This is a genomic window from Rickettsia endosymbiont of Gonocerus acuteangulatus (genome assembly GCF_964026435.1).
Taxonomy (GTDB): Bacteria; Pseudomonadota; Alphaproteobacteria; order Rickettsiales; family Rickettsiaceae; genus Rickettsia.
The window spans coordinates 1,074,091-1,087,976 of record NZ_OZ032147.1 but is presented as its reverse complement, the minus strand read 5'-3'; the positions used below and the strand labels follow the sequence as shown (position 1 = coordinate 1,087,976).

The window sequence follows — 13,886 nt, the reverse complement described above, 5'->3', positions numbered from 1 at the left end:
GCATTATATCAAACATAGCGTAAGTTTTGTATAATTTACATCAAAAAAATTTAAAAGATGAAAGTAAAGATGAGTTAGAAAATCATTATGTTAAACAGAGCTTAGCAGAAAGTACAATGTGTTTATTTATAAGTAAATATATTAATGAGCATGATCTAAATAAAGTATTTAAGTTGCCTATATTTAAACGCAAATTAGATAATTCATTAGAATTAGGGTATCCAGATAATGAAGATACTAAAACATTCATAGTTAGTAATATATTAAATGATGTAAAGGTATTTATATTAATAATCTAGCATTTTCAGATATTTTATAATCAGTAATGTATAGTAGATTAGATGATGAAATAATTACAGTAAAAGTTTTAGGAACTATTGAAACAGAATTATGACTTACGAGCTACTATCCTAAAATTTTAGTGATATAGTCAGTAAAAATTCATGGTAATTAGTTTATTACATATTTAATATAATTGTGTCATTAAGTTATTACCATATATGCTAAAAGAATCAAAAAAGAATCAAAATTTTATTACAAATAAAAATCTAGCAGATTTAGTTATTGAAGAGTTAGAAAATAAGGATTTTGATTTAAAAGTTTTAGAAAAAATACAGCAAGCATTTAGTACTGCAAGTAAGCAAAAGCAAAGAGAAGCTTTTATATCTATTATAGATACAAATCTTAAAAATGAGCAGTTACATAAATTAAATAGGGCAGTAATGGAACATGCAGGCGAGCTAATGCCAACTAATGATCCACATTTTGTTTGTCGTACTACTGATAATAAAATTTGGGGAGAATTATTATTATTAGAAGCAAGACGTCATGGTATGAAAGCTGAGTTTAACTCTAAGTCAGAGTTACAGCCTCTTAGTATCAAAAATATACCTCAAGAAATATTAAATCATTATTTCATTCTCAAACAAAAATTTTATCCCCAAAGAGATTCTAAAGACTCAATCTATAGTAGGATTGCTCAAAGTATTAATTTTTTACTATATGCTCCTCTTTTTCGAGAAACAAAAGAGTATGAAAAGCTATCTGATATGGATAAACTGACCGCAGAAGGTGAAATACGAAACCCTAACGGCAAATATGTTCAAAATTTGGTAGAGAAAAAATTAGCAGCACATATAGAAAAGCATGCTAATATTCAAGAAATATATGAGAATAAAAAAAATGAGGAAAAAGAAGCTGAAATATCTTCAATAATTGAAACATCAATAAAAAAGTTAGAACAAAACAAAAAAATAACTATTGAAAGTCAGCAGCGAGAAAAAATTAAAAGACGTCTATCTAGATTTTTAGAAGAATTTTCAATTGAAGCACTAACTTCTAACAAAAGAAAGTTAATAGATATAATTCATCAAGAGCTTTATCAAAAACGATCTATATGGTCAAAAATAGTTAATTATTTCGGTATAAAATATTACAAGATTTCAAAAGAAAACCTTAAAAATATAAAAGAAGTAATAGGTAGTAAAATTTGTTATTTTACTATGAAACCGGAAGTAAGAAAACAGTTAGAACAGCTTTCAAAAGAGTTACATAAATCAGGTACAGTAATATCTTCAATTGATAAAGATAAGCAGAAAAGCCTAGATGAATTAAAGGAAAATTTTAAAGAATTAAAAAAATTAAAAAATCCAATATTGCCGTCGAAAGTTAAACAAGCTAAATCCAAAACAAAAGCAAATTCTACTCTGCACAAAATCTAGAAATTTTAATTTATACTAGACCAGAAAGACATGGGCAAGACTTAAAAAGGTGAGGAAACCTAAAGCATCGGTTAGGGTTGTTAGGAAGACGCCAGAGCCGGCAGCTGGGTCAATATCGAAATAGTGCAGTAATATGGGAATAGCAGAACCAAACGACCCTGCTACCAGAAAGTTTAAGATTACAGCAATAGCAAAAATTACGCTAAGATTAAGGTCCGTCAACATCACAAAACTAAGTCCTGCACCGATAATTGCCAGTACGAAGCCGTTAAAACCCGATACAGCTATTTCTTTCAAGATTATTTTACTTACGTTGCTATAATGAATGTCTTTATTGGCAAGTGCTCTAACCGTAACTGTCATAACTTGCGTACCTGCATTGCCACCCATAGAAGCTACAATAGGCATGGTAGCTGCAAGCGTTACTAGTTTTGTGATAGTATCGTTAAAATGATTAATAATAAGCGAAGTCATGCAAGCGGTAATCAAATTAACAAATAGCCAAGGAAAGCGATGTTTAACAGTGTAAAAGAAATTAAAAAAGGTATCTTGTGTATGCACACCACTTAGCGATAATATATCTTTTTCGGCTTGTTCTTCAATAATATAGATTATATTGTCAATAGATACGCTACCAATTAATTTACCATTTTTATTGACCACTGGTACTATAGTTAAAGCATATTGTTTAAAAATGAAACTAAGTTCATTTAAATCGGTGAAACTATCAGCCAGTTTAAAATCTTTACTCATTAAATTTTTTACCAATTCATTTTTTTCATGCTTAATTAAAGTACTAAGCGAGATGATACCGATAGGACGTAGTTTATTGTCTGTAACAATAGCAGCGTGGAAGTCATTTTTGACAGTTTTTATAAAATTTAACGACTCTTTAACAGTCCAATTTTCTTTAAGATTAACAAAGTCTCTCTCTATTACTCTTCCTACTGTATTTTCTGGATATGTACACCCAATAGTGATTTGATGTTTTTTTTCTTTAGAAAGATTGCTTAATATTAAATCTTTAATATCATCATCTAAGTCAATTACAACTTCAATAGCGTCTTCTATATCAAGCTTATCAATTAATTCTGCCGATTTTTTAATACCAAGTGTTTCTATTATTAAAGGTTTGCTATAAGCATTTAGTGAAAATAAAGTTTCAGGTTTAAGTTTGTCTTGTAATAGTGGAATAATGATTTTATAGATTTTTGGGCTTAAATTATCTAAAAAATCTGCTAAATCGGCATAATGAAGTTCTGCAAGCCTACTAGCTGCAGCATTATAATTATGATCTTCTAATAAATCATTAATTTGATCAAAAATTTCAGCAAATTGATCATGATGATCAGGTAATATGCTTTTGAACATACTGAAATTAGGCATAATCCCTTACCTATAGTCAATTGATTTGAAATTTGTGCTTCGTTGTTCGTCGTCTCGCCTATTATTATAGACGTCGTTCCTCACGCCTGTCACAAAATTCACTGAATTGACTATAATAGTCTGCTTGCAGAACTATTATAATTATTTAAAACTGATTTAGTTAGGTTTGACGTAGAATGGTGTACGATTTGTTAATCAATATAAATTACAGAACAAAAATAAGCAATAGTTTTTTATCCGCTAAGATCTTATGTCAAAACTTACGCTATGAGTAAAAAAGTGATAAATTATTGTAAAAATAATTAAACATGTCAAAGAGGATAAAGTTGCAAGCAATACCAATTAATAGGACAGATTATTGTCAATTTTTAATAGTTAGCCAAAAGAATTATAGTTTAACCTACTACGCTGAACATGCAAAGAAATGTAGTCATGATGTTATTAATAGATTTTTAAGGAATAAAAAATATACACCTTCTTTGTTATGGGAACACATCAAGAATGATGTTATTTTTTCATCTAATGGATATACAATATTTGATGATACGGTTTTAAATAAAAGGAATACGAAGCAAATAGAAATTGCAAGATCGCAGTACAGTGGAGCTACAGGTAGAGTTACTAAAGGTATAGGAGTAGTGAGTCTGGTATATTATAACCCTGATATTAATAAGTTTTGGGTAATAGATTATCGAATTTTTGCACCTGATCATGATGGAGCAACAAAACTAGAACACCTATTAAACATGTTAAATAATGCTGTTTATAGCAAGAAGATTCCTTTTCAAACAGTACTTTTTGACACATGGTATTCTACACACAAAATTATGCAACATGTTGACTCTCTGGGGAAATATTATTATGCCCCTATTAAAGCCAATAGAAACGTTAGTAAAACACACGATTCTAAACCTTATAAAGCTGTAAAAGAGTTGACATTTTCAGATGAAGAGATCAGGCATGGAGTAGAGATTCATATAAAAGGCTTTGCTAAAAATAAGCATGTTAATTTGTTTAAATTTACTGTTTCTACCAACAGAGTTGAGTATGTTGTTACCAATAACAAAACTCACAAATCTTCTAAAGCTGCACAAGATGAGTGTGGCTTTCGATGGGTAATTGAGAGCATGCACAGAGAAATTAAGCAACTTACTGGGATAGAACGTTGTCAATGCAGGAAACAGCGTATTCAACGTAATCATATTAGTTGGGCATTTTTAGTTTGGGCATTTCTCAAAAGGACTGCAAATACAATCGGTAAAACGGTTTACAAAATAAAGTTAGGGCTTTTAGATGACTATATGCAACAACAGCTGCGTTCTCCATCTTTACGATATTTAGAACCAAACATAGCGTAAGTTTTGAGATATTATTGCCCCAATAATATTTGATGGGACATGTAATAAGGACATTTTTGAAACTTATGTACAAGAGATATTGATCAAGGAATTAAAGGCTGGTCAGATAGTAGTAATGGATAATATTAATTTTCATAAAAGTACAAAAGTGAAAACGTTAATTGAATCTGTTGGTTGCAGTATTTTATTTTTACCAACTTACTCTTCTGACTTAAATCCTATTGAGCATTACTGGTTTAAAATCAAGAATGAAATAAGAAAAACTATTTCTAATTTTGAGCACTTTTTTGATGCTGTTTACTATGCTTTTAAAAAAGTCACTACCTTATCGCATTAAGCTATAGCTTGTGGTAATCACATTATTTCTAGTTAAAATATAGACTGCATATGCTTTTTCCCTTGCTTCATTTAAGGAACTAATAGACCTATTTGCCATATTTCCTAAATATATATACCTTGATTGAATGTATCGCTAGGAACGGCTAAATATTTACTAGCTGCTTCGGTTAAAAAATGCATAGCATAAACAGAAATGAATGGATCAGAACTATCGCTAACATTATTCCAATATTTAAACCCGCCATCATAATTTTGACGTTCTGATAGCATTTGAAAAGCTTTAGATAATGACTCATCCATTTTCTTACGATCTGTTTGGAGTATGATAACTAGATTTTGCTGATCATATAGTAAAACATTAGCAAAATTTTGGCTTATTAATTGCTCAGTGCAGCCATAAGGATAATTATTTAAGAAATCTCTAAAACCAGAAATAATAGCAAGCGGTGATTTAGAAGCAGAAATTTGTAATTTAGCAAATTTCGGATATAAATCTCTTGCGATTTTTAAAGTAATATTATTACCAGCAGCAAAGCCAGTATCAACTGTTGTAACGTTAGGCATAGGCGGACGTACGCTAGTTGTTGTGGTAATTTCAGAGCTATGTACTACAGCCAAAGAGATAATATCAGGTTTAAGGTGATTTATAGAAGCTGTAACCTTGAAGTCAGCCGATCCAAGCTTATCTGTTGCTTTTAATTTAACATTAATAGTAGCTTCTTTATTTTTATCAATCTGTATTTCATTAGGATATTCTAGGATTTTAAGCCCGTTACTTGTCTCAATATTTACAAAAACTTGAGCGTTTCCTGAATCTTTTAAATTATTAAATATTGTTACCGGTACTATAAATTCATCATCTGGAGCTACAAATAAAGGTAAGTTTGGAGTAATAATAATATCTGATTGTACTAAAACATCAGATTTGAAAGCTCCAGCAGCTTCAAGACTTGCTGATACTGCCATAACTCTTAAAGTGCCGTTAAGTAGCTTGGAATATTAAATGTAATTTCTCTTTTATTAGGATCTGCATCTAAAATTCCTGACCAAAATACTACTGGAGGCTGATCTTTTCTTTTAAATGGGTTAAGGTTTCTGCTCATACTCATAGCATAATCACCTGCAGGGGCTGCCATAGCTCTCATTAAAAATGATTTTTCTGGCAATATTAAATCCATAATTTGTGATGTAGTTACCTCAAGGGCTCTATTACCTATAAAATAATTAAGAGGATCAGGTGTTTGATAACCAGCAAATGATAATATTCCCTCATCAATAGCAAATATTACAATTTTACCTGGATTTTTAGTACTATAATTAATTGTTAGTTTGAAAATACTATAAGTAAGTAGAACAGAACCTATTTAAAATAATAAGATTTTAAATAGGTAATGATGAACAGAAAATATAGACACTTATCTCGAGAAGAGAGATATGAGATAAAAAGAATGTATGACCTAGGAGTCAGTATTAATAAGATAGCACAACATCTTACGAGGTCTAAAAGCACTATTAGTATGGAGCTAAAAAGAAATAAGGTAAAAGATAAGTATATGCCTTGTGTTGCTCAGGAAAAATATGAAAACAGGATGTATCAGCAAGAGTTATTAAAAATAGAAAAGAACCCTATGTTGTTAGATTATATTAAAAATGCTATGATTCGTAAGAAATGGTCGCCGGATGCTATAGCCGGAAAGTTAAAACTAGACAAAAATACAGCTTTGTGTATCAGTACAGAAAGTATATATAGATTTGTTTACACTTCTGCAGTAGCAGCTAAATTAAAGTTATATAGCTATTTACCTTCTAAAAGATATAAAAGGCAAGAAAGAGGGAAGAGGCGTCAAAGGATCATTATACCACAAAGGATCTCAATACATCAGCGTGATGCAATAGCTACGAAAAAGGTAGAAGTAGGGAATTTTGAGGCAGATCTTACATTTCATAAAGGTAATCAAAGTATGAATATTGGTGCACTGGTGGATAAAAAGACAAAACTTACGCTATGTTTGATATAATGCCCATGAATTAAGGGATATTATGAAGTGCTTCACTATAAAACATTGCTGTGTAATAAAAGTTTTTAGCATATTTGCTATAACATAGCGTAAGTTTTGAAGAGTCAAAAGATTATTTTAGTGCTGAATAACTCCAAGAGAGCTACAACAGTTACCAATGGTTTTTTAAGAAAGATAAAAACTCTTCCAAATAGTTTGAGAAAGACTATTACTATGGATAATGGCAAAGAGTTTGTGGGGCATGTTGCCTATAGACTATCTGGGTTTCAAACTTTCTTTTGTGATCCATACCGCCCTAGACAAAAAGCATTAGTGGAAAAAATGAATTCTATGATTCATAGAATTTTACCTAAAAATACAGATATTACTACCGTTACACAAAGAGGTCTTGACAATGTTGCTGAGATTTTAAATAACATGCCAAGAAAGATTTTTGGTTATAAAACCCCCAATGAAATTTGGGCAGAAAATTTATAGGTTTTGTTCTACTTAGTCCTTGCATTTTCAATGGAAATTACTAGTTTTGCTTATTCTAATAAACTATAGCATAAATCATTAAGATACTGACAATTTAATAGTATTAAAAACAGCATCATAAAATGTTTCAAAATCTCCTACAACTTTCCTAATTTCGTTTTTTATCTTAAACCAGTAATGCTCTATAGGATTTAAATCAGGAGAGTAAGTTGGTAAATACAATATGGTACAACCAACGGATTCAATTAACTCTTTAACTTTAGAATTTTTATGAAAATTAATGTTATCCATAATAACGGTTTGCCCAGGTTGTAATTCTGTAATTAATACATCCCTAATATAAGTTTTAAAGACCTCTGTATTACAATTACCTTCAAATATTACAGGAGCAATAAGATTACCATTACAAAGACCAGCTATCATACTTATTCTAAATTTATGTTGATACACCTTTTCTCCATAACACCTTTGTCCTATAATGCTCCATCCATACTCTTTGCAAGCATTATCCTCTATTCCAGATTCATCAAGATATACTAATTTGTCTTTTGTGATGGTTTGTATCTTTGCTATAAATTCATTTCTTAATTTAATATCTCTTTTCGGATGAAAATGAGTTTTGTTTATAGCTATAGCCAAGTTTTCTGATTTGTCTTAAAATAGTTACAGATGCAATATTACCCCATTGCTTTGCTAACTCCTTTGATGTTTTATTCATATTAGCTTTAAAAAATTCTTTAAAAGATTCTGAATCTTTTATCTTATGACTATGTCCTTTCTGATAACCAGTTGCTGCTTCTAAAGTACCTTGCTTATCTTTTAATTTTTTCCATTTATATATAGTATCACGACTTACATTAAATAATTTACTTACCTTACTTATTCGTATCCCTGCTTCTACAGCTTTTATAACTCTTAGTCTTAGTTCTATTGCATATGCTCGTGCCATATCTCTTTACATGCTTGTTAATATTTGCTTACTATAACATGATACTCTCGCTCTGTCAGTACCTTAATGACTTATGCTATACAGCGTCATTTTACTATTACCGACAGTGGAGAAGATTATTATAAGCTTTTAATAAAAGTAAAAGAAGTAACTGATAATGATTCTTTTTCTGTAACACAGTATCTACGTGACGCTGAAATGAATACAATAGTAGGATTAAGACCTCCATGTGGTATTCCATTTAAATTAGATAATGTTATTCCTCTTGTCCTAATTAGTGGAGGGGTAGGAGAAAGCAATTCTATTGCTGTTATGCAAGCTATAAAAGAATCTATAAAAAATGGACAAAGCGATAAACTACCATCATCTATACATATTATTCACTCTACTCAAGGTGAAAACAGTGATACACATCAATTAGATCTACCTGTAGAGCAATTAAGAGATCTTGGTCTTAAGGTTTCTTATGATAAATATTATACTCAAGATAGCTACAGTAAGAATGATACTATTCATATCGGTAGAATAAATGAAGAATCGTTAAATAGTATCTTAGACAATCATAATAATAATTATGAAATTTGTGCTTCTCCTTCTTTCAGTGCTAATCTACAGCAGATATTAAAAGGATGGGGTGTTGCAGAAGATAATATTCATGTAGAGGGATTTGGACCATCACAGGAAGTATTTGATTCATATTTAGGACAAGATAATCTTGGGTCAAGTGTTTGCCCATTTGCTCACGAATAAATAAGAAAATATATATTGTTAAATAAATATTGCTTATATCTATGAACTAGTGTATTTTGCCTTTTCAAGGGATACAATATTGGAATTAAAAAAAGGTGGGTTATCCCGCCTTTTTTGTTATAAAATTGATAATGCAAACTATTGAACAACAAATAACAGATTTGATACAAGAAACCTTAAGTGATATGGGGTTTGAGTTAGTGCTTGTGCGTGTTAAAGGTCTAAGCTCTAAAGTAGTTGAGATATTAATAGACAAGCTTGATGATCAAAAAGTAACGGTAGAAGATTGCACTAAGGCAAGCAATACTATTTCGGCTATTTTGGATGTTGAAGATTTGATAGAAGAGGCATATTATTTAGAGGTTTCATCAAGTGGTGTTGAGCGTCCATTGGTAAAATTTGAAAATTATAAAAGATTTGTAGGACGGGAAGTTAAAATTAAGCTTAAAGAATTATTAAATGGTAGAAGCCGTTATCAAGGTACGATAATTGAGGCTAAAGACGATAAAGTATATTTAAAATGGGAAAACCAAGAAGTAATAATTAATTACGATTCAATTAAAAGTGCTAACCTAGTTTTAACAGAAGAAATGTTTAAAAAATTATTAGGTTCTGAGAATAAAAGTAATACAAGGTAATGTAATATATGTCTAATATAGGTAACATAGAAATTTTACAAATTATAGATTCTGTAGCTCGTGAGAAAGGAATATCAAAAGAAGTTTTGATATCAACTGTAGAACAAGCAGTGCAAGTAGCAGGGCGAAAAAAATATGGCAATGAATATAATATCAAAGCACAAATAAATAGAAAGACAGGTGAAATAAATCTTTTAAGAGTGCTTAAAGTAGTAGAAAATGTAGAAGATTATTTAACACAAATTTCACTTACCGAAGCTTTGCAAAAGGATCCTGAAGCTAAAATTGATGGTGAAATATACGAATATTTACCTTCTATTGATCATGCAAGAGTAGCAGCTCAAGCCGCAAAGCAAGTCATAACACAACGCGTTATAGAAGCAGAGCGTGAAAAACAATATCATGATTTCAAAGATAGAAAAGGTGAAATTATAAATGGTGTTGTCAAAAGAATAGAATATGGCGATATAATAGTTGACCTTAACCGTGCTGAGGCAATAATAAAGAAAGAACAGCAAATTAAAGGCGAAAATTTTAAGGTTAACGACCGAATTAAGGCATATGTACAAGATGTAAGGCACGAAACAAAAGGTCCACAAATCTTTTTGTCTAGAGCAGATGATAGGATGCTTGCTAAACTATTTGAGTTAGAAGTAACAGAAATTTATGAGGGAATGATCGAAATAAAAGCAGTAGCACGAGATGCCGGTTCAAAAGCCAAAATAGCTGTATTTGCTTCAGATAGTAGTATAGACCCGATAGGTTCATGTGTTGGTATTAGAGGCAATAGGGTAAGAGCTATAACAAATGAGCTAAATGGAGAAAAAATTGATATAATATTATGGAATAGGGATGTTGCACAGTTTATAATTAATGCTCTTGCACCTGCTGAAATTTTAAAAATTCTTATTGATGAAGATAAAAGAAAAGTAGAGGTAGTAGTTTCACAAGAGAATCAAAGCCTTGCAATAGGTAGAAGAGGACAAAATGTAAGACTTGCTGCTAAACTTACAGGATGGAATATCGATATAATGACTGAAGAGCAAGAGTCAAAACGAAGAAATGAAGAGTTTGTAACTTCTACAGAATTATTTATAGAAGCTTTAGACGTTGAAGAAGTAATCGGGCAACTTTTATCAGTTAGTGGATTTAATACAATAGAACAAATTGCAAATAGTGATATTAATGCTTTAATGAATATTGAAGGTTTTGAAGAAGAACTAGCTGTAGAGATTAGAAATAGAGCTATTAATTATGTTAATCTCAAAAATGAAAAGATTGTTAAAGAACTTGAAGAGCTTGGAGTTGAACAAGAATTAATAGATATATTAGAAATACCACCTGAATTAATATTAAAATTTGCCGAATATGGTATTAAAACTATAGAAGATTTAGGTGAAATGAGCGTAAATGAATTTAAAAATTTAGCTCCAAATTCTAATATAACAGATGAAAATATTAAATTATTAATTAAGACTGCTAAACAACATAGCGAGCTAAAAGAAGAATAGTGTCATCCTGTGGCGGCGTTGTTGTGTAATCATTTTTCCCTGTTATCCCGTGATTTATTCACTGGATCCAGTAAAAATACTAAAATTATTAGTATTTTTTATTGTTTTTCTGGATGCTGTGGTCAAGCAACTAGATGACATCGAGGATGCTTTTCGATCCATGCAACAAAGCCGGCGTGTCCACGGGGTGACACCGGTACTAAACACAAAGGTTTAAATATGACGGATAACCAAGAAAACAAACCCAAAAAGTTGACACTTAGCAATACAAAATTGTCACTTAACAAATCTTTTGATTCTCTTGCGAGTACTCAAAATTTTGTTAATGCTAAGTCGAAAACATTAGTAGAGGTTAGAAAAAGTTCTAGCGGTTCTACTACTACTCTTTCATTAAATAAAGAGAAAGGTAGCTTAGAAACTGGGTCAAGTAGTGGTAGTGAAGAATTCAACAGACGCTTATCTATTCTAAAAAAAGCTGCAGAACAATCAAAATTAAATGATAATTCACAAATAAGTACCTTAAGTAAACTTGCAAGCATTAATCAGTCTACTACTTCACAAGCAGAGCCTCTAGAGGTTGAGCAAGAAGAAATCAGAGATACTAACAAAATAAAAGAAGAACCAAAGATAGAAGAAGCAAAAGATATTGAAGAGCCAGCACCTCAAACTCCTAAGAAGAAAGAGGATATTTTTGTAAAATCTCCGTTAGTAGGAACTAGAACACGTTATGGTATAGAATCGGAAAAAGATGTAGATAAAGTAACTGAAAATAAGGTGATTGCACCAAAGCCTAAAGTTGATGAATCAAGAAAGTTTAAAAAGACTGACCTCTTTAATATGGTTGGTGATGATGAAAACGATAATAGAAATAGAACTAGGAGTCTTGCTTCTATAAAAAGGGCAAGAGAAAAAGAAAAGCGTAAATCATTAGTACAAGCACCTGAAAAAGTATATAGAGAAATAACGCTACCTGAAGTTATTGGTGTTGGTGATTTTGCAAATGCAATGTCTGAGCGTGTATCTGATGTTATTAAAGAGTTAATGAAGCTTGGCATCCTTGCTAATGCTAGTCAAACAATTGATGCAGATACTGCAGAGTTAGTAGCTACCCATCTAGGTCATGCTGTCAAAAGAGTCCAAGAATCGGATGTTGAAAATATCTTAATTACCAATGATAAAGAAGAAGATTTAAGATCACGTGCACCAGTTGTTACAGTTATGGGGCATGTTGATCATGGAAAAACTTCTCTACTTGATGCTCTGAAATCTACAGATGTAGCATCCGGTGAGACAGGGGGAATTACCCAGCATATCGGTGCTTATAGAGTAACGCTTGCTGATGGTAGAGCTATTACCTTTATAGATACTCCTGGTCATGAAGCTTTCTCAGAAATGCGTTCAAGAGGGGCAGGTGTAACTGATATAGTAATCATAGTAGTTGCAGCAGATGATGGAATTAAGCCGCAAACTGTTGAAGCGATTAACCATGCAAAAGCAGCAAATGTTCCGATAATAGTTGCTATTAATAAGATTGATAAACCTGATATTGATATTCAGCGTGTAAAAAACGAACTCTATATGTATGAAATTATTGGCGAAGAAGCTGGAGGTGACGTTATGGTTATTCCAATCTCGGCACTTAAAAAAATTAATTTAGACAAGCTTGAAGAAGCTATTTTATTAATTGCAGAAATGCAAAATTTAAAAGCTAATCCGTTCGGGTCAGCTAGCGGCGTTGTGATCGAATCAAAAATCGAAAAAGGAAGAGGTGCGTTAACAACCATGTTAGTTCAGCGTGGTACTTTAAAAAGTGGTGATATTATAATAGCTGGAACTGCGTATGGTAAAGTCAAAAAAATGACTAACGATAAAGGAATAGAAGTTTTAGAAGCTACCCCATCCGTTCCGATAGAAATTCAGGGGTTGAGTCATGTTCCTCATGCTGGCGATATGTTTAACGTAGTACAAACTGAAAAGCAAGCAAAAGACATAGCAGAATATAGAGAGCGAGTTGCTAAAGAAAAGAAAATATCTATAGCACCACGTTCAAGCTTAGAAGATTTATTCTTAAAAGCTTCTGGTAGTAGTAAAATTAAAGAATTACCTTTAATTATTAAAGGCGATGTTCATGGTTCAGTTGAAGCTATTGCTGGTAGTTTATTAAAATTACCAAATGATGAAGTTAAGCTCCGCATTCTTCACAGTGGTGTAGGTCCTATAACAGAATCAGATGTATCACTTGCTCATGCTTCTTCAGCTATCATTGTTGGTTTTAATGTTAGAGCAGGTGCAAATGCAAAAACTGCTGCAGAGAAAGAAAAAGTTGAAATTAGATATTATAGCATAATATACGATCTATTAGATGACGTAAAAGCAATTATGAGCGGAATGCTTGATCCGATTATTAGAGAACAATATATTGGATCAGTAGAAATTAGGCAGATATTTAATATTACCAAGATTGGTAAAATCGCTGGTTCTTATGTTACTAGAGGTATTATTAAGAAAGGAGCAGGGGTACGCTTATTACGTGATAATATAGTAATTCATGAGGGTAAGCTGAAGACTTTAAAACGCTTTAAAGAAGAAGTTAAAGAAGTCAGAGAAGGCTATGAGTGCGGTATCGCATTTGAGAATTACGAAGATATCAGAGAGGGCGATACAGTCGAGGTATTTGAGCTTATTCAAGAGAAAAAACAGTTATAGCTTAGTTTTCCGTCATTGCGAGAAAAACTGTAA

Annotated in this window: 9 protein-coding genes and 3 pseudogenes; 9 read left to right on the top strand and 3 right to left on the bottom strand. The window is 31.4% G+C overall.

Translation table 11 applies throughout. The features are described 5' to 3' along the window. Positions 1–26: 26 nt before the first annotated feature. A complete protein-coding gene (locus tag AAGD55_RS06625; protein WP_341790900.1) occupies positions 27–299 on the top strand; it encodes a hypothetical protein in 273 nt (90 codons plus the stop codon). Positions 300–500: 201 nt separating this feature from the next. Next, positions 501–1,721 (top strand): DUF5410 family protein, encoded by a 1,221-nt coding sequence (locus AAGD55_RS06620; protein ID WP_341790899.1) that lies wholly within the window; start codon positions 501–503, stop codon positions 1,719–1,721. Between the two features lie 15 nt (positions 1,722–1,736). Here the strand turns inward: AAGD55_RS06620 and mgtE are convergent, their stop codons facing one another. Continuing rightward, the gene (gene mgtE / locus AAGD55_RS06615; protein ID WP_341790898.1) at positions 1,737–3,107 is read right to left on the bottom strand and encodes a magnesium transporter; all 1,371 of its coding nucleotides are present in this window, start codon (positions 3,105–3,107) and stop codon (positions 1,737–1,739) included. Positions 3,108–3,415: 308 nt separating this feature from the next. Here mgtE and AAGD55_RS06610 point away from each other — a divergent pair, with 308 nt between their 5' ends. Beyond that, a complete protein-coding gene (locus AAGD55_RS06610) occupies positions 3,416–4,465 on the top strand; it encodes a transposase (protein WP_341790897.1) in 1,050 nt (349 codons plus the stop codon). A 10-nt stretch (positions 4,466–4,475) separates the two neighbouring features. Further along, positions 4,476–4,802: pseudogene (locus tag AAGD55_RS06605) on the top strand (transposase); the annotation flags it as partial. A gap of 3 nt (positions 4,803–4,805) precedes the next feature. On the opposite strand, the pseudogene AAGD55_RS06600 reads toward AAGD55_RS06605, so the two are convergent. Continuing rightward, a pseudogene (locus AAGD55_RS06600) lies at positions 4,806–6,135 on the bottom strand (alpha-2-macroglobulin family protein); the annotation flags it as partial. Positions 6,136–6,195: 60 nt separating this feature from the next. On the opposite strand from AAGD55_RS06600, the pseudogene AAGD55_RS12395 reads away from it, so the two are divergent. After that, a pseudogene (locus tag AAGD55_RS12395) lies at positions 6,196–7,299 on the top strand (IS30 family transposase). 78 nt (positions 7,300–7,377) lie between these two features. On the opposite strand, the gene AAGD55_RS06585 reads toward AAGD55_RS12395, so the two are convergent. Then, positions 7,378–8,248 (bottom strand): IS630 family transposase gene (locus AAGD55_RS06585; RefSeq protein WP_341790894.1). Its coding sequence is split into 2 segments (ribosomal slippage): positions 7,378–7,920 and positions 7,922–8,248, totalling 870 coding nucleotides; the frame shifts between segments, so codons are not numbered across the junction. A 66-nt stretch (positions 8,249–8,314) separates the two neighbouring features. On the opposite strand from AAGD55_RS06585, the gene AAGD55_RS06580 reads away from it, so the two are divergent. From AAGD55_RS06580 to infB, 4 genes are all read left to right on the top strand, one after another. Then, positions 8,315–8,998 (top strand): FAD-dependent oxidoreductase, encoded by a 684-nt coding sequence (locus AAGD55_RS06580; RefSeq protein ID WP_341790893.1) that lies wholly within the window; start codon positions 8,315–8,317, stop codon positions 8,996–8,998. Positions 8,999–9,129: 131 nt separating this feature from the next. Further along, a complete protein-coding gene (gene rimP / locus AAGD55_RS06575; protein ID WP_341790892.1) occupies positions 9,130–9,636 on the top strand; it encodes a ribosome maturation factor RimP in 507 nt (168 codons plus the stop codon). Positions 9,637–9,644: 8 nt separating this feature from the next. After that, on the top strand, positions 9,645–11,147 hold the full coding sequence (gene nusA / locus AAGD55_RS06570; protein ID WP_341790891.1) for a transcription termination factor NusA: 1,503 nt from the start codon (positions 9,645–9,647) through the stop codon (positions 11,145–11,147). A gap of 219 nt (positions 11,148–11,366) precedes the next feature. Then, positions 11,367–13,853, top strand: a complete 2,487-nt coding sequence (infB, locus tag AAGD55_RS06565) for a translation initiation factor IF-2 (protein WP_341790890.1) — start codon at positions 11,367–11,369, stop codon at positions 13,851–13,853. The last annotated feature ends 33 nt before the right edge of the window (positions 13,854–13,886 follow it).